The 19,844-nt window shown below is 55.1% G+C and carries 21 protein-coding genes and 1 pseudogene; 7 read left to right on the plus strand and 15 right to left on the minus strand.

Features of this window, described 5'->3' with window-relative positions:
- Positions 1–585 (minus strand): acireductone synthase (gene mtnC, locus KHQ28_RS00085; protein ID WP_211777544.1); only part of this gene is annotated, 585 nt, incomplete at its 3' end.
- Positions 586–726: 141 nt separating this feature from the next.
- Between mtnC and KHQ28_RS00090 the strand changes: the two genes are divergently transcribed.
- Positions 727–1,872, plus strand: a complete 1,146-nt coding sequence (locus KHQ28_RS00090) for a pyridoxal phosphate-dependent aminotransferase (protein WP_072198273.1) — start codon at positions 727–729, stop codon at positions 1,870–1,872.
- Here KHQ28_RS00090 and KHQ28_RS00095 read toward each other — a convergent pair whose 3' ends face one another.
- The 4 genes from KHQ28_RS00095 to dsbG all read right to left on the minus strand — a co-directional run bounded on the left by KHQ28_RS00095 (position 1,873) and on the right by dsbG (position 5,680).
- The gene (locus tag KHQ28_RS00095; protein ID WP_004151651.1) at positions 1,873–2,499 is read right to left on the minus strand and encodes a ParB/RepB/Spo0J family partition protein; all 627 of its coding nucleotides are present in this window, start codon (positions 2,497–2,499) and stop codon (positions 1,873–1,875) included. It abuts the gene before it with no gap.
- Entirely contained in the window at positions 2,484–3,707 is a 1,224-nt protein-coding gene (locus tag KHQ28_RS00100; protein WP_002894369.1) for a phosphoadenosine phosphosulfate reductase, read from the minus strand. Before KHQ28_RS00100 ends, KHQ28_RS00095 begins: the two co-directional genes overlap by 16 nt.
- Positions 3,708–3,817: 110 nt before the next feature.
- Positions 3,818–4,750: a LysR family transcriptional regulator gene (locus tag KHQ28_RS00105; protein ID WP_002894372.1), complete on the minus strand. Its 933-nt coding sequence runs from the start codon at positions 4,748–4,750 to the stop codon at positions 3,818–3,820.
- 180 nt (positions 4,751–4,930) lie between these two features.
- A complete protein-coding gene (dsbG, locus tag KHQ28_RS00110; protein WP_002894375.1) occupies positions 4,931–5,680 on the minus strand; it encodes a thiol:disulfide interchange protein DsbG in 750 nt (249 codons plus the stop codon).
- Positions 5,681–6,091: 411 nt separating this feature from the next.
- On the opposite strand from dsbG, the gene ahpC reads away from it, so the two are divergent.
- Positions 6,092–6,655, plus strand: a complete 564-nt coding sequence (gene ahpC / locus KHQ28_RS00115) for an alkyl hydroperoxide reductase subunit C (protein ID WP_002894394.1) — start codon at positions 6,092–6,094, stop codon at positions 6,653–6,655.
- Between the two features lie 187 nt (positions 6,656–6,842).
- Positions 6,843–8,418, plus strand: a pseudogene (ahpF, locus tag KHQ28_RS00120) (alkyl hydroperoxide reductase subunit F).
- Positions 8,419–8,494: 76 nt separating this feature from the next.
- On the opposite strand, the gene uspG reads toward ahpF, so the two are convergent.
- From uspG to dcuC, 4 genes are all read right to left on the minus strand, one after another.
- Positions 8,495–8,923, minus strand: coding sequence for a universal stress protein UspG (uspG, locus tag KHQ28_RS00125; RefSeq protein WP_002894401.1), 429 nt, complete (start codon positions 8,921–8,923; stop codon positions 8,495–8,497).
- A gap of 186 nt (positions 8,924–9,109) precedes the next feature.
- The gene (gene rnk / locus KHQ28_RS00130; RefSeq protein WP_002894404.1) at positions 9,110–9,520 is read right to left on the minus strand and encodes a nucleoside diphosphate kinase regulator; all 411 of its coding nucleotides are present in this window, start codon (positions 9,518–9,520) and stop codon (positions 9,110–9,112) included.
- Positions 9,521–9,698: 178 nt separating this feature from the next.
- Complete coding sequence (gene rna / locus KHQ28_RS00135; protein WP_032419224.1) at positions 9,699–10,496, minus strand: ribonuclease I; 798 nt, start codon at positions 10,494–10,496, stop codon at positions 9,699–9,701.
- Between the two features lie 92 nt (positions 10,497–10,588).
- The gene (gene dcuC / locus KHQ28_RS00140; protein WP_032419222.1) at positions 10,589–11,962 is read right to left on the minus strand and encodes an anaerobic C4-dicarboxylate transporter DcuC; all 1,374 of its coding nucleotides are present in this window, start codon (positions 11,960–11,962) and stop codon (positions 10,589–10,591) included.
- Positions 11,963–12,300: 338 nt separating this feature from the next.
- Between dcuC and pagP the strand changes: the two genes are divergently transcribed.
- Positions 12,301–12,819: a lipid IV(A) palmitoyltransferase PagP gene (pagP, locus tag KHQ28_RS00145; RefSeq protein WP_002894414.1), complete on the plus strand. Its 519-nt coding sequence runs from the start codon at positions 12,301–12,303 to the stop codon at positions 12,817–12,819.
- A 194-nt stretch (positions 12,820–13,013) separates the two neighbouring features.
- A complete protein-coding gene (cspE, locus tag KHQ28_RS00150) occupies positions 13,014–13,223 on the plus strand; it encodes a transcription antiterminator/RNA stability regulator CspE (RefSeq protein WP_002439184.1) in 210 nt (69 codons plus the stop codon).
- A 67-nt stretch (positions 13,224–13,290) separates the two neighbouring features.
- Here the strand turns inward: cspE and crcB are convergent, their stop codons facing one another.
- The gene (crcB, locus tag KHQ28_RS00155; RefSeq protein WP_004223642.1) at positions 13,291–13,674 is read right to left on the minus strand and encodes a fluoride efflux transporter CrcB; all 384 of its coding nucleotides are present in this window, start codon (positions 13,672–13,674) and stop codon (positions 13,291–13,293) included.
- Positions 13,675–13,763: 89 nt separating this feature from the next.
- Between crcB and KHQ28_RS00160 the strand changes: the two genes are divergently transcribed.
- Both KHQ28_RS00160 and tatE read left to right on the plus strand, forming a co-directional pair.
- A complete protein-coding gene (locus KHQ28_RS00160; protein WP_002894461.1) occupies positions 13,764–14,552 on the plus strand; it encodes a deaminated glutathione amidase in 789 nt (262 codons plus the stop codon).
- Between the two features lie 242 nt (positions 14,553–14,794).
- Complete coding sequence (tatE, locus tag KHQ28_RS00165; protein WP_002894464.1) at positions 14,795–15,001, plus strand: twin-arginine translocase subunit TatE; 207 nt, start codon at positions 14,795–14,797, stop codon at positions 14,999–15,001.
- A gap of 190 nt (positions 15,002–15,191) precedes the next feature.
- Here tatE and lipA read toward each other — a convergent pair whose 3' ends face one another.
- From lipA to dacA, 5 genes are all read right to left on the minus strand, one after another.
- Positions 15,192–16,157 (minus strand): lipoyl synthase, encoded by a 966-nt coding sequence (gene lipA, locus KHQ28_RS00170; RefSeq protein ID WP_002894467.1) that lies wholly within the window; start codon positions 16,155–16,157, stop codon positions 15,192–15,194.
- 180 nt (positions 16,158–16,337) lie between these two features.
- On the minus strand, positions 16,338–17,297 hold the full coding sequence (locus tag KHQ28_RS00175; RefSeq protein WP_020803604.1) for a YbeF family transcriptional regulator: 960 nt from the start codon (positions 17,295–17,297) through the stop codon (positions 16,338–16,340).
- Positions 17,298–17,427: 130 nt separating this feature from the next.
- On the minus strand, positions 17,428–18,072 hold the full coding sequence (gene lipB, locus KHQ28_RS00180) for a lipoyl(octanoyl) transferase LipB (protein WP_002894472.1): 645 nt from the start codon (positions 18,070–18,072) through the stop codon (positions 17,428–17,430).
- A gap of 104 nt (positions 18,073–18,176) precedes the next feature.
- Positions 18,177–18,440, minus strand: coding sequence for a DUF493 family protein YbeD (gene ybeD / locus KHQ28_RS00185; protein ID WP_002894474.1), 264 nt, complete (start codon positions 18,438–18,440; stop codon positions 18,177–18,179).
- 112 nt (positions 18,441–18,552) lie between these two features.
- Positions 18,553–19,752 carry a D-alanyl-D-alanine carboxypeptidase DacA gene (dacA, locus tag KHQ28_RS00190; RefSeq protein WP_002894539.1) on the minus strand — a complete coding sequence of 400 codons (1,200 nt, stop codon included), beginning with the start codon at positions 19,750–19,752 and terminating at the stop codon, positions 18,553–18,555.
- Positions 19,753–19,844 lie beyond the last annotated feature (92 nt).

Below are 19,844 nucleotides of genomic sequence, written 5' to 3' on the forward strand. Positions count from 1 at the left end.
CGCGGCCTCGGCGGCATCAAGTTCCTGATGGATATCCGACAGGAACAGGATGGTGCCAGGGGCATGGCCCAGGTGTTCAGCAATGTTACGGTAGGACTGCACCTCACGTTTGGCGCCTACCAGGGTATCGAAATAGCCCGTGAACAGATGAGTAATATCACCTTCATCGCTGTAGCCAAATAACAATTTCTGCGCAGCCACCGAGCCTGAGGAATATACATACAGATCAATACCCTGCGCTTTCCATTGCTCCAGCGCCGGCAGTACGTCCGGGTAGAGATGGCCGGTAAAGTCGCCGTTGAGATAGCCGTCGCGCCAGATGATCCCCTGCAGCGCCTTCAGCGCCGTGGATTTACGGTCTTCATCCATAAAGGTGAAGAGGGTAGTGATAAGGTCGGCGGTGCTGGCGGCGGGGGCGTCTGTTTCGCGGCGCAGGTTGTCGAGAATGGTTTTGACCGGTTCAGCGTGCTGCTGAGCGGTCACAAAGCCGGCCAGTCGTTCGCGGGCGTAGGGGAACAGCACGTTATGCACGAAGCGGATATCGCTGGTGGTGCCTTCTATGTCGGTCACGATGGCGCGGATCATGGTTTCTCCAGAGTGGGCGTAGCGTGGAATAACATTAGCATTTAGACGTCTAAGCGTCTTGATTGCCAAATATTAACATCGTGTTATAGTGGCTTCAACAACAGCATTACAATCGGTATAAAAAGAATGAACAATAACCCCTTGATTCCAGAGAGTAAACTTCCTGCGCTCGGCACCACGATTTTTACCCAGATGAGCGCCCTGGCCCAGCAGCATCAGGCCATAAACCTGTCCCAGGGCTTTCCCGATTTTGACGGCCCGCGCTATCTGCAGGAGCGTCTGGCGTACCACGTGGCGCAGGGGGCGAATCAGTACGCCCCGATGACCGGCGTGCCGGCGCTGCGCGAGGCGATCGCCGGGAAGACGGCGGAGCTGTATGGTTACCAGCCCGACGTTAACAGCGAGATCACGGTCACCGCCGGCGCGACGGAGGCCCTGTATGCGGCGATCACCGCCCTGGTGCGCCGCGGCGACGAGGTGATCTGTTTCGATCCCAGCTATGACAGCTACGCCCCCGCGGTGGCGCTGGCCGGCGGCGAGTTACGTCGTATTGCGCTGCAGCCGCCGCATTTTCGCGTCGACTGGCGGCAATTTGCCGCCGCCCTGAGCGAGAAAACCCGGCTGGTGATCCTCAACACCCCGCACAACCCTTCGGCCACCGTCTGGCAGCGCGAGGATTTTGCCGCCCTGTGGCAGGCGATCGCCGAACGCGAGATCTATGTCCTGAGCGATGAAGTCTATGAGCATATCTGCTTTGCTGAGGGCGGCCACGCCAGCGTACTGGCGCATCCACAGCTGCGCGAGCGGGCGGTGGCGGTCTCTTCGTTTGGCAAAACCTTTCATATGACCGGCTGGAAGGTCGGCTACTGCGTGGCCCCGGCGGCCATCAGCGCCGAACTGCGCAAGGTGCATCAGTATCTGACCTTCTCGGTGAATACCCCGGCGCAGCTGGCGATCGCCGACATGCTGCGCGAAGCGCGGGAGCATTATTGTGAGCTGCCGGCGTTTTATCGGGAACGTCGCGATCTGTTTATTGAAGCGCTGCGCCCAAGCCGGCTGGAAATCCTGCCCTGTGAAGGGACCTATTTCCTGCTGGCGGACTACAGCGCCATCTCCGATCTAGACGATGTCAGCTTCTGCCGCTGGCTGACGACCGAAGTCGGGGTAGCGGCGATCCCGCTCTCCGTCTTCTGCGCCGATCCGTTCCCGCACAAGCTGATCCGCTTGTGCTTCGCCAAACAGCCGGCGACTCTGCTGGCTGCGGCGACGCGTTTGTGCCAGCTGTAGTTACTTAATCGTCCACGCCTGGGAGAACTGGCGGCCGGCGAACATCTCTGTCAGGCCGCTAATTTGCTTCAGACGCAGCACTTCATCGGCATCCATCCCCAGCTCTTTGCCGATTTTCTGCGGCGTCCAGCCGAGCTGGGTCAGCTCGCGGACGATCTCTGACATGGCGTGGATTTGGTGGCGACCGCGCGCCCGGTTATGGCGTATGGTCGCTGCCATCAGCCCGTCACGCGAGGCAGCTTCACTCGTCAGGCAGGTCACCGGCAAATAGCCTTTCAGCGTTTTTTTCAGCGCGGCTTTGCTGCAGGCCAGCTCATGGCGGTGAAAACCATCGACAATCGTATACGCCTGTGGGCGTTGCTGGATGACGACGACCGGCTGGGTAAAGCCGTCGGCCTCCAGCGACGTTTGCAGCAGACGCTTCTCCGGCGGCGCCACGTTATTCGGGTTGTAATCGTTGGGGGCGACCAGCTCCTGTTTGACCCACAGCACGCAATCGACGGGCTGCGAGCGGAAGGGGCTGTAGTGGTGGAGCACCTGGCGAAACGCGTTGATAGCCTCAATGCGCGCCTCGTCATCCAGCTTTTGCAGGTAAGCTTCCAGCGCCTGCGTCAGTTGTTGTTGCATAATATCCCCCATTGTTGGCGATGTTTTTCCATGCGTTTACGGTAGCGCTGATAGTGGCTGCTTTTGGTTGGGCTAAACGAAAGCTGACGGCACCAGTAATCGTTATTGAGCAGTACTTTGCAGACTCGCCGCCAGGATGGGATATCTTTGGTGCCAATGTCCGCAGGTTGGGTATCCGGAATATCCTCCATACCTTTTTTCTGGTACCAGCGCAGGTAGACGGCGATTTTATTGCGGTAGTGCTCGGCGGTGGTTTCCGGCATGCTGTCGAGCAGGAACAGGGCGTAGCTTTTCCACGTCAGGTGGTCGGGCTTGTCGATTTTCCGATGACCGTAGAACTGGTTATCATGCCCGGCATAGACCCCGCCGCTGTGCGCGCCGCTCACTCGCTGGCACATCGCGGCCCAGCGCTCAGGTTCCAGCACGTGATACAGCCACAGCCCCTGGCGCTGCTCGGGACCAAACGGTTCGCAAATGCGCATATAGCGCAGCGGCACCCCGGCCTGATACATCAGATCGTACAACGGGTTATAGGGCTCGCCGCTTTTGGCAAACCAGGTCCAGATATCGGCGGTTTTCCAGTCATAGAGCGGGTAGATGTACCAGGCATGGCCGCCCGGCGCTGAAGTGGTCCATGGTTTATCGTCGGCGAAGCGCTGTTTACGCTGTGAAGAAATCGTCATAAAGCGATTTAGCGATTCGTCGGCGCGAATGCCCACCAGCACGGCGGCGGGACGACGCTGCGAAAACCACTCGGCGAAGTGGCTGACGAAGGCTTCAAAGCTCATTCCGGGTTGATAAAATGAAAAATAGCCCGGGTGGGTAATGGCCCAGGGCGGCGGCTGGCGTACCCACTCGGTTCCGGGCTCCCAGCATTGCCATTGCGGCTTATACTGCGTCAGGGCATTTTGGGTGGTGAGCGGCAGGGCGACCCAGTAAAAGGTTTCGATGACATCCGCATACAGCGCACGCAGTTTTTCACAGTGGGCGATGGTGCAGGAGAACTGCGCTTCCCAGTCAATAAACAACACGCAGATTTTTTTCCCCTGTAACCGCGCCGCCTGGGCGGTTAAATGCAGCATAACGGTGGAGTCTTTTCCCCCGGAAAAAGAGACACAGATGCGCGAAAAATTATCCATGACCCACTGGATCCGCTGCTCAGTTGCCTGCAGCACCGATTCCGGTAAGGGATATTTAATAAACGACATGACCATTAATCCTTTAATAGTAGAAAATTCCCGTTAGCTCAGTATAAACGATGAGGGGTAGGAAATTAATGGTCGATTATTGTTTCTGGCAGGGGGGGGACAGAAGGGCGTTATTCGCTGTGATTAAATTTGGGCCGTGATGCCTCTCGATCATTCATTAATATGGTGATTAATTCAGTTAAAAAATGATTTTGCGAAGATGCATGGTGGTAATTAATGTAGATCGTGATATCCGGAAAAAGATTATCTATGTTGATGGCGTGAAGCTGCATAGTGGGTGAGATAAAGTCATATAAATAGGAAGGCAAAAAGCCAATTAAGTCGGTTTTATTAATCATGTTAAGAATGGTCATAAAAGAGTCGCTGCGAAAGGCAATATTGCGCGGATTCAGCCAGGCGATGCTGCTTTGCTGCACGCGCTGAATAACGGGATCGTTGGTAATATAGTGAGTGAAAAACTCCTGCGCCAGTGACTCTACCGAGGTAAGCGTTTCGCGTCGCGGATGGCCCGCCCGGCAAACCGCCAGCGTCTGCACCGTCTGATAGGGCTGACAGATCGTGGCGCGGTTGGTAATGGGCATGCGGGTGAACACCAGGTCCGCCTGGCGATACGCCAGCAGCTCCTCAGCCGATTCGGTGGTGGTCAGGTTATGGTGCTCAATTTGCAAGTTCGCCTGATGACAGAGCTGGTTAATCATAACGTGGCTATTGACTGAACAGAACAGCGGGGGGCCATATATCACAATACGTTTACGCAGTTCTGAGCGATTATTAAGATTGATGGTTTTTTCCAGTTGCTCCAGATTTTGCTGTAGATGATAATGAAGATTGACGCAGGCGGTGGTGGGCGTCATTCCTTTGCCAACACGAACAAATAGCGGATCGTTTAACTGCTGGCGCAGACGCTGCAACGACTGACTCACCGCTGAGGGGGTGATAAATAACATCGCCGCCGCTTTGCTGATACTCAAATGTTGATAGATACATTCGAAAATAACCAATAAATTCAAATCGAACTTTTTCAGATCGTAAAGATTTGCCATTAATGCAGTCCTGTTTATTACCGGTGCGGATTATAATATTCTTAATGATAATGTTTTGTGGCTTAATATTTGCGGTGTGAATTTAATTATTGGCAAATACAGTTAAGTTCTGCTTAATATATCTTATCGTCGACGGTGGCGCCAGCGGTCGCTTCCGCCAGGCGCCATTGCGGGATGGAATTACTCTTTTTCACCCATCATAATATGCAGTTTCTCTTTATCCGGTAGGCCGACCACCTGCTGCAGCATATTATCTTTATTCATATAATAAATCGCCGGCGTCACGTTGGCTCCCAGATCGTCCATCAGCTGCTGGTTGACGTTGAGCATTTTCATTTTCTCCGGCGGAATTGCTTTCGGGATCGTCAGAGCCATTTTCCCATTCGATTGCTCGTAATCATGCCAGGTTTTCGCCGGATCGCTGCTGGCGAGAATCGCCGCGGCGGTGGCCGGGCTCTCCGGCTTAATCACCCCCACCAGCAGAGTGCGGATCTGCACTTTACCGGCCTCTACCCAGGGGCGGGATTGCTGCCAGAACTGCTTGCAGTAGGGACAGAAGGGATCGGCAAAGACATACAGCACGATAGGGGCGTCCTTGCGACCATCCTGCAGCCAGTGTGCGCTGGCCATCTTCTTCCACATCTCTTGTCCCGCCGGGGTATAGAGTTCTTTCTGAAACAGCTGCTCGCTGAGGTTGCTGCCGTTCTCATCATACATATAGCCGGAGATCGCGTGTTTACCATCCGGCGTTAGGTAGATGGCGACCCCCATGTCCTGGTATTTGCCCAGCCAGCCTTTCATTCCCCCCGGCGCCTCAAAGGGCTTTATAATGGTAATGCCCTGTTTTTCAATCGCTTTTACCGGAGCGGGGAGTTCCTCCGCATGGCTGCATAACGGCAAAAGGCTGAGTAACAGCAGACGCTTTAACATAAGTATTCCTTGTAAAATCAGCAGGAAAGGGCAAAACGATTGTCGAACCTATCACAGTCATAGGCAAGATCAGCAGAATGACGGATTGCCCTTTGCTGGCGTGGGTGATGTAATCCTGGATGCTGTTACATTAAGGTAATGTAGAGCGCAACACATAGCCAGTCTGACTGGCGCTGAACCTACCCTCGGGTATTTCAGGTAACGGGGCCGCCTGAAAAGGTGGCCTTTTTACTTTTGTCGCGGCAAATGATGCGAAAAACAGCGATTAGCGCTGAACGCGTCGACAGGTTCACAGAGTTGTCTTGTTCCGGTTGTTAGATAACGCTTATTGATTCGATAATGTAAACGCATTGGTCGGGTCAGGAAAAATTCGTTAACTTAGACCTCAACGAAAACACGGAGGAAGTATAGATGTCCTTAATTAACACCAAAATCAAACCGTTCAAAAACCAGGCATTCAAAAATGGTGAATTCATCGAAGTCACCGAGAAAGACACCGAAGGCCGCTGGAGCGTCTTCTTCTTCTATCCGGCTGACTTCACCTTCGTCTGCCCGACCGAACTGGGCGACGTGGCTGACCATTACGAAGAACTGCAGAAGCTGGGCGTAGACGTTTACTCTGTGTCTACCGATACCCACTTCACCCACAAAGCGTGGCACAGCAGCTCTGAAACCATCGCCAAAATCAAATATGCGATGATCGGCGACCCGACTGGCGCCCTGACCCGTAACTTCGACAACATGCGTGAAGATGAAGGTCTGGCTGACCGCGCTACCTTCGTCGTTGACCCGCAGGGTATCATCCAGGCGATCGAAGTTACCGCTGAAGGTATCGGCCGTGATGCGTCTGACCTGCTGCGTAAAATCAAAGCGGCGCAGTACGTTGCTTCTCACCCAGGCGAAGTCTGCCCGGCGAAATGGAAAGAAGGCGAAGCGACGCTGGCTCCTTCTTTAGATCTGGTTGGTAAGATTTAAGTCTGTTTGTGCCCGGCGGCGCTACGCTTGCACGGGCCTACAACATCGTAGGCCGGGTAAACGGCGTGCCACCCGGCAATCAATGGGCGCTTTCGCGCCCATTTTATTCCAACACCATGATGCAAGCGCATTCAGGCAGCCTGACGAGGCCGCTTGCATGATGATGTTTTAAGCCCAGGAGATAACAATGCTCGACACCAACATGAAAACCCAGCTCAAGGCCTACCTTGAGAAGCTGACCAAGCCTGTTGAGCTGATTGCCACGCTGGATGACAGCGCTAAATCGGCAGAAATCAAGGAACTGTTGGCTGAAATCGCTGAACTGTCAGACAAAGTCACCTTTAAAGAAGACAACACGCTCGCGGTACGTAAGCCCTCGTTCCTGATTACTAACCCAGGTTCCGACCAGGGGCCGCGTTTTGCGGGCTCGCCGCTGGGCCACGAGTTTACCTCGCTGGTGCTGGCGCTGCTGTGGACCGGCGGTCATCCGTCGAAAGAGGCCCAGTCGCTGCTGGAGCAGATCCGCGATATTGATGGCGATTTCGAATTCGAAACCTACTATTCGCTCTCCTGTCATAACTGCCCGGACGTGGTCCAGGCCCTGAACCTGATGGCGGTGCTCAACCCGCGCATCAAACACACGGCGATTGACGGCGGGACCTTCCAGAATGAGATCACCGAGCGTAACGTCATGGGCGTGCCAGCGGTGTTCATGAACGGTCAGGAGTTTGGTCAGGGACGGATGACGCTGACTGAAATCGTCGCCAAAGTGGATACCGGTGCGGAAAAACGCGCAGCGGAAGAGCTGAATCAGCGTGACGCTTACGATGTACTGATCGTTGGCTCCGGCCCGTCCGGCGCGGCGGCGGCGGTCTACTCTGCACGTAAAGGGATTCGTACCGGCCTGATGGGCGAACGCTTCGGCGGTCAGGTGCTGGATACCGTGGATATCGAAAACTATATTTCGGTGCCGAAAACCGAAGGCCAGAAGCTGGCAGGCGCGCTGAAAGCGCACGTCAATGACTATAACGTCGACGTGATCGACTCCCAGAGTGCGACCAAACTGNNCCAAACTGACGCCGGCGGCGACAGAGGGCGGCCTGCATCAGATCGAAACCGCCTCCGGCGCGGTGCTCAAGGCGCGTAGCGTCATCATCGCCACCGGGGCGAAATGGCGCAATATGAACGTGCCGGGCGAAGATCAGTATCGCACCAAGGGCGTGACCTACTGCCCTCACTGCGATGGTCCGCTGTTTAAGGGCAAACGCGTAGCGGTAATCGGCGGCGGGAACTCCGGCGTGGAAGCCGCCATTGACCTGGCGGGCGTCGTAGAGCACGTAACCCTGCTGGAGTTTGCCCCAGAGATGAAAGCCGACCAGGTGTTGCAGGATAAAGTCCGCAGCCTGAAGAATGTCGACATCATTCTTAATGCGCAGACCACGGAAGTGAAAGGCGATGGCAGCAAAGTCACCGGTCTGCAGTATCGTGACCGGGTGAGCGGCGATGAGCATCATGTCGCGCTGGCGGGGATCTTCGTCCAGATTGGCCTGCTGCCTAACACCACCTGGCTGGAAGGCGCCGTTGAGCGCAACCGCATGGGCGAGATCATCATCGATGCGAAGTGCGAAACCAACGTCAAAGGCGTGTTCGCCGCGGGCGATTGCACCACCGTGCCGTACAAACAGATTATTATCGCGGCAGGGGAAGGGGCAAAAGCGTCGCTGAGCGCTTTCGACTACCTGATCCGCACGAAAACCGCATAACAAGTCAGACAATAGACCTGCATAACAAAGAGGCTACCCAGGGGTAGCCTCTTTTTTTATACTCTTTTCGTCATTCTTACCTGACGACCATTACCGGGATATGGGCATGGCGGATCACGCTCGAGGCATTGGAGCCGAGCAGGTGGGTACTGATGGAGGGATTGCGTGAGCCAATAACTACCACGTCGGCGTTAATTTCGCTGGCCAGCTCGTTGACCATATCGCGCACGCTGCCAAAACGGACATGTAGCTTGATACGAGACGGGTCAATGCTGAAGTGGCTGACCATCGTCTGCAGGCGAGTCTCCGCCTCATGCTGCAGATGTTCCTCAAACCGCCGCAGGTCGGCGGTAAAACGGCTCATGGTAAAGCTCGCGGAACCCGGTAAGACGTGGAGCAGATGGATCACTCCGTCCTGCTGGGCCAGAAACTCCGCGTGCCGGACGGCTTTATCGCTCAGCGCCATCTCAAAGACATCAACCGGCATAATGATAGTCTTATACATATGCAATCCTCCTTGTTCGTTTGCGTCTATATCAACATATTATATGCGGATATTGTGTCATTCAGGTCGCAAAACTGTCAGCCAGGCAGGCGCAAAGCGTAAAAAAGGGTAAGCGGCGGGAAAACAGCAGAAAGAGGATGTGCGGACATCCTCTGAATAAAGCGCGAAACGCCTCAGGCAGCGGGATTAGCGGTGGAATTCGCCAGCGGCTTCCGGCTGGTACAATAGCTCCAGCACTTCCAGGTGCGTCGATGCGCCGCCCGGCAGCTCCCAGTGAATGGTGCTGCCGACTTTCAGGCCCAGCAGCGCGGCGCCCACCGGCGCGAGGACGGAGAGCTGGCTGGCGCTGTCGGTCACCTGTGACGGAAACACCAGCGTCCGCACGCGCTCTTCGCCGCTGGTTAAATCGCGGAATTTTACCCTGCTATTCATGGTGACGACATCATGCGGCATCGCTTCCGGGGCCAGCATTTGCGCGCGGTCGAGTTCCTCATTCAGGGCATCGGCAACCGGTGAGTTGGCGAAAGCCGGCTGCTCCAGCAGCCTGTCGATACGTTCGGCATCCAGTTCATTAATGATGATTGCGGGTCTGGTCATTGCATACTCCATGTTATCCAGGAACCTGTCCGTAAAAGAAAACCCTCGCCGAAAGGGGCAAGGGTTAAGGTCCTACCATCATACTGAGAGTTGCCGGCAGTTTGAAGTGATGAAACGCACATTCAGCGTGCAACACCATCCGGCGGACGGTGTTTTCCAATCAGCATCCCGCTTTGCGCTAGTGGCCAACCTTATCGAGGATAAACTGTGCGCCGCAGTTACCCGGGTGAGGCTGGGGCAGAAAAGCGGAAGTGGCCAGCGGGGCGTTGATGGTCGCGGCGTTGAGCGAGATTTGCATCTCCGTCAGATAGGCCGGATTACCGTTGCAGGTTAGCTTAAACGCCTTCACGCTCTGCGGACCCCAGGCGCGGGCCACGGCGGCGTCGAAGTCGGCGCGGCTGACCGTTTGGCCATAGTGCTTCGCGAGAAAATCCCCCACCGGGCTGCGCTTAATTTCACCGTTTAGTCGCACCATGGCGCCAAAGTAGCTGTCGGGATCGAAGCCGAAGCAGACGCCATGTTTGGCATATTCGTAGCGTTCCAGACAGGAGGTGCCGCCCGATCCCGGCATCACATTATTAAGTTTATTGGCCATCTCCAACGACAGTCCGGTCTCCGCCGCCTGGCATTTGCGGTTCGCTTTTACCTCCGGCATGTTGGGCACCGGACGCGTGGCGCAGCCGTAGCGCATCCAGCGACGTTCATCCACTCCGCGCGTGGCAATGGACTTTGGCAGCCCGGGCCACAGGCCATGCACGGTCAGAAAGTCGGCTTTATTCGCGGTGTCCTGCTGCAGGCGACACTCTTCCGGTTCGTTGCGATTGCGGTCATACATGCTCTGACAGAATCCGGTTTGCCAGGAGAGGGCAAGGACGTAGCGGTCAAAATCAGCGTATCGCGTCGCGGTGAGCGGTTCAGCACCGGCCTGAGTGGCGGTAAGCACAAGGGCAATCGCGGCGAAATCCTTCCTGAACATTTTTATTCCTGATTATGGATGGCAAAAGATAACGGGGAGTTATTAAAGCATAAAAAAGGCGCCCGCTGGCGCCTTTTCGCGTGGTTAGACCATTAGTGGAGCGCGCTGCCGGGCACCAGGATTTCAGTAGCAACGATCACCACCAGCAGGCCAACGAGCACCGGCACTGAGGTGCGCTTGACCACTTCGAATGGGGAAATCTTCGCCATCCCGGCAACGGCGACCACCACCCCGGAGACGGGCGATATCGTGCGGCCGAGGTTAGAAGCCTGCAGCATCGGAATCGACAGGTAGGCCGGATTGATGCCGGAGGAGTGCGCCAGCTTGGGGATCATCTCAACGAAGGCGTAGAACGGGGCATTACCGGAACCGGTGGTCATCGCCGCCAGCATGGTCAGGATCACCAGCACCAGCATCAGAATAATACTGGCCGAGCCGAAGGAGGTGGCGATTGAGATCAGACCGTTGATAAAGCCGATAGTGCTTAACCCCTGGGCAAAGACGCCGGCGGCAACCAACAGCATCACTACGCCGGCGAAGGCGTCGGCCATTCCACGGTAGGCGACTTCCAGCCCGCTAAAGACGTTTTTGGTGTTGAAACCGCGCAGGAACTCGAGGATCGCCGCCAGCAGTATGCAGCCAACGAGGATGGTGATAATGTGCAGCTCCGGCCCCCATTTACCCTCAAAGATCAGCACGCCGATGATCGGGGTAAACGGCAGAATGGCATACAGCGCCGGGGCGGTGGTGGTGATGTCGTTGACATCGAGCATCTCGTGAGAAATGTGCTCTTTTTTATCCAGATAGCGCTGCCAGAAAAAGTGGGCGATCGCCATGCAGATAATAGCCGCGATGGAGATCGGCAGCGTGGTTTTAAAAGCAAAGTCGATCAGCGGCATTTCAGCGGCTTTGGCAGCCAGGACGACGTCACCCGAGGTTGGCGAGAGGATAATCGCCGCCGGTGAGGCGCAGATGGCGGCGGCGGCCCCGCGGCTGATACCGACATTCACCATTACCGGGAACAGCGTCGCCATCAGCAGTACGCCAAGGCCGGTCGCGGAGGAGACGGCCAGCGACATCAGGCAGGCGACAAAATAGGCGGCAATCATCAGCAGATAGGGCGAATTAATATAGCGCAACGGCTTCGACGCTAATTTGACCACCATATCATTAGCGCCAATATGGGTCATATAGGTGGCGAAGCCGCATAGCATCATGATCATCATACCCAAATCGCCGCCGCGGCTCATGAGTAGAATCTTAATGTATTCAATAATATCGGTAGCGGAATAGCCGGTGCTCGCGGTATTACCCGGTAACACTTTATGTCCCAGCAGGGCGCTGACGATCAGTAAGATTAAGCCTCCGACGAACAGCACCCCGGTGGCCGAGTAGCCTTTAATGATATAGCGGGCTACGCCCACAATGACCACGATCCCTATCAGGATCTCAATAAACGTCAGCATTTATTACCCCTAAACCCAAAGAATATGTAGATAAAAAGCACCACACCAAATTTTAATGTGCGAATGTGCCGAAAAAACGGACAAAACTCGCTGATGCAAATCAATAAAGCGATAAGAACTACACGTCCCCCGTCACGCCTGGATATAATCACCAGATGGATAGTTAAGCCGTTCTGATGGACAGCGGGCGAAAATCAGGAGTTTGCCTTATTTCGTTCAACCTGTATTGAGATTATCTTTGCTATTTTAGGTGGCTTTTAAATCAAAGTGGTAATAGAAAAGTGTTGATGTTACGTCGTTTTTCATTGTTTTCTCTTGGTTTTTTAGGATGGTTATTGGTGTCCGGAAACGCCAGCGCGTCGTTTTCATCGACCCTTAGCGAAGGTTACCATACCTTAAGTAATAACGTAGCGCAGACCTGGAATGAGCCGGAGCACTATGATTTGTACGTTCCAGCCATCACCTGGCATGCGCGCTTTGCCTATGACAAGGAAAAAACCGATAAGTATAACGAACGTCCGTGGGGGGCAGGTTTCGGCGTCTCGCGCTGGGATGAGAAAGGGAACTGGCATGGCCTGTACCTGATGGCGTTTAAAGACTCTTTTAATAAGTGGGAGCCCATCGGCGGCTACGGCTGGGAGAAAACCTGGCGCCCGCTGACGGACCAGAATTTCCACCTCGGCCTTGGCTATACCCTCGGCGTCACGGCGCGCGATAACTGGAACTACATCCCGATCCCGGTGATCTTGCCATTGGCGTCAATAGGTTACGGTCCGGCAACTTTCCAGATGACCTATATTCCCGGCACCTACAATAACGGTAACGTTTACTTCGCCTGGGCGCGCATCCAGTTTTAATTCGCTAAGTCTTAGCAATAAATGAGATAAGCGGAAGGTCTTGTGCAAAAACAAGGACTAAAGCGTTACCCACTAAAAAAGATAGCGACTTTTATCACTTTTTAGCAAAGTTGCACTGGACAAAAGGTACCACAATTGGTGTACTGATACCCGACACAGCATTAGTGTCGATTTTTCATATAAAGGTAATTTTGATGTCTAAGATTAAAGGTAACGTTAAGTGGTTTAATGAGTCCAAAGGATTCGGTTTCATTACTCCGGAAGATGGCAGCAAAGATGTATTCGTACACTTCTCTGCAATCCAGTCCAACGGTTTCAAAACTCTGGCTGAAGGTCAGCGCGTAGAGTTCGAAATCACTAACGGTGCCAAAGGCCCTTCTGCTGCAAACGTCATCGCTCTGTAAGCAACGCGTCAGTAGAATATAAAAACCCGCTAATAAGCGGGTTTTTTTTTGCCTGTCTCCTTCGCTTTTAGCGGCTGGCCGCCTGCGAGAAAAGCCAGAAGGCGAGCGCCGTCATCGCAAACGAACCCAGCAAATTCACCGCGACGTTGAGCAGCGCCCAGCTTACCCGGCCCTGCTGCAGGAGAAACACCACTTCCGCAGAAAAGGTGGAGAACGTGGTCAGGCCGCCGCAGAAACCGGTGGTAATCAGCAGTTTCCACATCGGGTCAATACCGGTCAGACGATTAAACCACGCCAGCCCGGCGCCAATCACAAAGGCGCCTAACAGGTTGGCCGTTAGAGTCCCAATCGGGATAGCATGGTGCACAGGATTGAGCTTCATGCCGAGCCACCAGCGCAATACGCTGCCGGTGCCGCCGCCAATAAAAACGGCGCAAAGAAGTTGAAACACGGTCGTTTCCTGCTATTTGATGTAAGAGAGTGTCAAGTGTAGCGCGCATCGGGCGCGATTGGCTATCCATAACCTGACGGGAGAAGAACATGCGGGTAGCGGCAGGACAATTTGCCGTCACGCCAGTATGGCGGACGAATGCGCAAACCTGTGTGGCGATGATGCAGCAGGCGGAGCGAGAAGGGGCGGCGCTGCTGGTGCTGCCGGAGGCGTTGCTGGCGCGGGATGACAACGACCCGGATCTGTCAGTTAAATCGGCCCAGCCGCTGGATGGCGCATTTTTGCAGCCGCTGTTGGCCGAGAGCAGGCGTAATAGCCTGACCACGGTCCTGACGCTCCATGTGCCGTCAGGGGAGGGGAGAGCGACCAACACGTTGGTGGTATTGCGGGAAGGCGCAGTGATCGCCCATTATCATAAACTTCATCTATATGACGCCTTCGCGATGCAGGAGTCCCGGCGGGTGGATCCCGGTCAGCAGATCCCGCCGGTGATTGAGGTGGCGGGATTACGCGTTGGCCTGATGACCTGCTACGATCTTCGCTTTCCGGAACTGGCGCTTTCGTTGGCCCTGAATGGGGCACAGCTGCTGGTGCTGCCCGCTGCATGGGTGAAAGGGCCGCAGAAAGAGCATCACTGGGCGACGCTGCTGGCGGCACGCGCTCTCGATACTACCTGCTATATCGTGGCGGCAGGCGAATGCGGAACGCGCAATATCGGGCTGAGCCGCATCGTCGATCCGCTGGGGACCACTCTGGCGGGGGCCGGGAGCGAGCCGCAGCTGATCTTTGCCGATCTCTCAGCGGATGACCTTGCGCGCGTTCGCGAGCGTTTGCCAGTGCTACGGAACCGACGATTTGCGCCACCGCAATTATTATGACGTTTTTTTAAACAAGGCTTGATTCACCTTGTTACAGATTGCTATTGTGTCCGCGCGTCAAATACCCGTATTGTTTATCCCAATAATTCGCTGTGCACGTCAGGATGGACATCTCAGCGCTCACTCCCGGAGGGGAGGCTATGGGCCGAAACACGCAGCCCACGCACAGGTGGATTACAATAGGACGGATAAATGCGTGTATGATGGCGTATTCGCAGCTTGTATAGAGAAGAAGGTTAGCTATGGGTGAGATTAGTATTACCAAACTGCTGGTAGTCGCAGCACTGATTATCTTAGTGTTTGGTACCAAGAAATTACGTACGCTGGGCGGCGACCTGGGGTCGGCTATCAAGGGCTTTAAAAAAGCCATGAACGAAGATGACGATAGCGCGAAGAAAACCACCGCAGAAGAAGAAGCGCCGGCGCAGAAGCTCTCTCATAAAGAGTAATTCTCCGGCTGCGTCTCCTGACGGGATGCTGGCGGTACGGCGAAGAGGCCGCGACGTTTATCGTTGCGGCCTTTGTCGTTTTTGTCGACGCCGCGGAGAAAAGATGCAACTAACTGTTACGGACAGGCGAAACGGATGAAGCGGAGAGAGCCGCTGCGCCGAAAAGGCGCGCAGCGGCGGAAGTGGTGGGTTATTTAACTTCCATCCCTTTAGCCTGCAGGTCGGCATGATAGGAAGAGCGGACGAAGGGACCGCAGGCGGCGTGGGTGAAGCCCATCGCCATCGCTTCCGCTTTCATCTCTTCAAACTCTTCCGGGCTGACGTAGCGCTGCACCGGCAGGTGGTGACGGCTCGGCTGCAGATACTGGCCTAACGTCAGCATGGTGACGCCATGGCGACGCAGGTCGCGCATCACTTCGATGATCTCGTCGTTGGTTTCGCCCAGACCTACCATCAGGCCGGATTTCGTCGGGATCTCCGGGTGCGCTTCTTTAAAACGCTCCAGCAGCTTCAGCGACCAGTTGTAATCCGCGCCCGGACGTACCTGACGATAAAGACGGGGCACGTTTTCGAGGTTATGGTTGAAGACATCCGGCGGGGTCACCGTCAGAATATCAAGTGCGCGATCCATGCGGCCGCGGAAATCCGGAACCAGCGTTTCGATCTTAATCGACGGGTTTTTCTCGCGAATGGCGCTGATGCAGTCGGCAAAATGCTGTGCGCCGCCATCACGCAGGTCGTCACGGTCTACCGAGGTGACTACGACATAGCGCAGACCCATATCGGCGATAGTTTGCGCCAGCTTTTGTGGCTCGTTTGCATCTGGCGCGACCGGGCGTCCATGCGCGACGTCGCAGAACGGGCAACGGCGGGTACAGATCGCGCCGAGGATCATAAAGGTCGCGGTACCGTGGTTGAAGCATTCTGCAAGGTTCGGGCAGGAGGCCTCTTCGCACACAGAGTGCAGGCCGTTCTTACGCATCGCTGCTTTGATTCCCTGGATACGGGACGAGTCTGCCGGAAGTTTGATTTTCATCCATTCCGGTTTTCTGAGCAGAGCTTCACGCTCAGTTGCCACGTTTTTCACCGGGATAAGGGCCATTTTATCGGCGTCGCGGTACTTAACACCGCGTTCCATCACAATGGGTTTACTCATAGCGTGCGTGTTCCAGTTGCGAGTCACGAAGGAAAGCGAATTAATTCAATGAAATGTTGCAATTATCAACTATTTTTGAATCAAGAGCAGGCAGTATACCATTGAAAAGGGGCAGAAAGCAGCCTGCCTGCCCGGCAAATTGTAAAATAGTTGTTGTTTTATCCTTTTCCCTTCCGTGCGCTACGCCTTAAACGAGCGGATCACCGTCTCGATGATCTCTTTCAGCAATGGCTCTTTCCCGCTCAGCTTATTAAAGTGCAGCGCAACGTCAATCTGCTCTCCACCGAGGGAAGGGAAATCCAGGGTCTGCAGCGGCCAGAGACGGGACACCATGGCGAACAGGCGTTCGGTGGTCAGACCTAGCATATCGCTCCCGGCGATCATCGCCGCCTGGGTCATCAGGTTAAAGGTGCTAAAGCCGCAGCGGCGCTCGCCCATCTCTTCCTGTAGTCGGCGATGGAGGGTGGGGTAGCGCTGGCCTTCCGGCAGCAGCAGCGCAAATTCGTACTCCGCGAGGGTCGTTTCATCCTGCGGACCGTCCAGCGCGGGATGCCCTGCGCGGCAGTACATCTGTACCCGATCCTGATACAGCACATGATGGCTTATCGCCTGGCCGCTGTGCAGGTGGGTATCAATGAGCAGATCCACCTGGCGCTGGTCAAGCTGCCGCGCGGCGTCGACGATGGCGATATTGTGCAACAGGATCTGCGGAAAGGTCGGCTTCAGCGCGCTGGCCAGGCCAGGCATCAGCAGCGCTCCCATCGCTGGCGTAGTGGCGATAGTGATCACCCGCTGCTGGTGCGGGCTACCGGTGATATCCAGCGCGCTGAGGAAAGCTTCCATGCCGCGGCTGATGTATTGATGAAGATGGGTGGCATAGGCGGTGGGGGTGACGCCCTGTCCTTTGCGGATAAATAGCGGATCGGGGAACAACGCCCGCAGTTTGTTAATTGACTGGCTAATCGCCGAGGGTGTGATATTGAGTATCTTCGCGGCGTTGACGATACCTTTATGTACGTATACCGCTTCAAAGATCGTCAACAGATTGAGGTCAATATTACGCAGGATGCGAAACATTTGACGATCGTAACGTTCATCCTGTCTGTCAGGAGATTCTGACGGAGGCGTATTCTCTGGCACGCGATGAGTCCGGTTGGGAATGATAGGCCAAGTATAGCGGCCCACCGCGTTGCCGTGCGTGACAATTGATTGCAAAAATAACGTGTTACTCGTTTAGCGCCCCGCTGACAGCGGGACGTTGGCCTGCCGCTTAATCCCGGGGAAGATATTCGTGTGGTGGATGATTTAGCAGCGCCAGCAGATTGGCGACCAGTCGCGGAGCGACCGTCTCCGGGGAGGCTGCCGGCTGCCACTGGCGCATTTGCGTCATCTCCATACCGGCATAGCCGCAGGGGTTGATACGCAAAAACGGTGTGAGATCCATGGCGATATTAAGCGCCAGACCGTGGAAAGAACAACCTTTACGGATCCGCAATCCCAGAGAGCAGATTTTGCGTTCGCCGACATAGACGCCAGGGGCGTCGGCGCGGGGGTGCGACTCGATACTATATTCAGCCAGGGTATTGACGACCGTTTGCTCCAGTAGCGTCACCAGCTCCCGCACGCCCAGTTTACGGCGCTTGAGGTCCAACAGGACGTACATCACCTGCTGTCCCGGACCGTGATAGGTGACCTGGCCGCCGCGATCGCTCTGGATCACCGGAATATCGCCGGGCACCAGCACGTGTTCCGCTTTGCCGGCCTGACCCTGGGTGAATACGGGGTGATGTTCCACCAGCCAGATCTCGTCGAGGGTATCTTCATCACGGGCGTCGGTAAATTCATGCATCGCCTGCGAGACGGGTTCGTAAGGTTGCAGGCCTAGCTGCCGGATAAGAATTTTATTGTGCTGCAAAACAACATCTCCGCCGGGAAGAGAGAATTCAGGTTGGGGAGTATATCACAGCCGTGCAGAAGGGAATGAGAAGACCCGGCACGGCGGCCGGGTCAGGGAAAAGGTTACAGCACCATCCGAACGATATCGATATTGCCTAACTCTTCGTACAGCGTTTCCACTTGTTCAATGTGGGTGGCGTTGATGGTGATGGAGACCGAGTGGTAGTTACCTTTGCTGCTCGGTTTTACTGACGGCGAGTAATCACCAGGCGCATGGCGCTGTACCACTTCCACCACCTGATCAACCAGCTCCGGCAACGCCTGCCCCATTACTTTGTAAGTAAATGGCGTAGGGAATTCAAGCAGTTCGTTAAGTTTGGTTTTCATGTCAGCTCCGGTGTTACGACAAAATAATAACTCCCACCAAGGGCGGGAGTTATCAGGTTACTTGGATGAATAGTATATGGGGATGGAAATCACACTTTCAAGTGTTCGATTTTTAACCAAACCAGTGGTGGAACATTAATTTAATGTAATCAATAATTTTGCCGAAGAAATTACCTTCCGGAATTTCCTGCAGGACCACCAGCGGACGCTGGTCGATGGTTTTACCATCCAACTGGAAGTTAATGGTGCCGACAACCTGGTTTTTCTGCAGCGGGGCGTGCAGCTCAGTGTTATTCAGCACGTAGCTGGCTTTCAGATCTTTCATTCGGCCGCGCGGAATGGTCAGGTAGACGTCTTTATCCACCCCCAGCGAAGCGCGATCGCTGTCGCCGAACCAGGCCGGTTCAGAGGCAAACTCTTTGCCAGCTTTAATCGGGTTGACGGTTTCGAAGAAGCGGAAGCCCCAGGTAAGCAGTTTTTTGCTTTCTGACTCACGGCCTTTGAACGTCCGGCCGCCCATTACCGCGGAGATCAGGCGCATCTGGCCTTCGGTGGCGGAAGCGACGAGGTTGTAACCCGCTTTGTCGGTATGGCCGGTTTTGATGCCGTCGACGTTCAGGCTGTTATCCCACAGCAGGCCGTTACGGTTCAGCTGGCGGATGCCGTTGAAGGTGAACTCTTTCTCACGATAGATGGAGTACTCGTTCGGTACGTCGCGGATCAGCGCCTGGCCAATCAGCGCCATGTCGCGCGCGGAGCTGTACTGTCCGTCAGCATCAAGACCGTGAACGGTCTGGAAATGGGTGTTTTTCAGGCCCAGAGCGTTTACGTAGTTGTTCATCAGGCTGACGAAGGCGTCCTGGCTGCCGGCGACGTAGTCGGCCATCGCCACGCAGGCATCGTTACCGGACTGCAGGTTAATACCACGGATCAGCTGAGAAACCGGCACCTGCATGCCCGGCTTGAGGAACATCAGAGAAGAGCCTTTGAAAACCGGGTTGCCGGTGGCCCAGGCATCGTTGCCGACGGTGACCAGATCGGACTCTTTGAATTTGCCCGCTTTCATCGCCTGACCGATAACATAGCTGGTCATCATTTTGGTCAGACTGGCCGGGTCGCGGCGGGAGTCGGCATTGTTTTCAGCCAGTACCTTGCCAGAGTTGTAATCGATAAGGATCCAGGATTCGGCGTCAATCTGCGGGGCGCCTGGGATCATCGTTTTGATATTCAGGTCATCGGCGCGGGCAGCGGAGGAGAGCGCTGCAACGGAGAGCGCCGTAATGAGTAAACGAGCGGTGAAAGAGGTCTTCATGGTCAGAACAACGGCATCCGTGATGGAGTTAAAAAAGTGCCTTACTATAGCAAATGCTCTGCGGGCCAGCATCCGACATTGCGCATGAGTTT

This window comes from Klebsiella sp. 28, from assembly GCF_018223905.1.
Taxonomy (GTDB): domain Bacteria; phylum Pseudomonadota; class Gammaproteobacteria; order Enterobacterales; family Enterobacteriaceae; genus Klebsiella; species Klebsiella pneumoniae.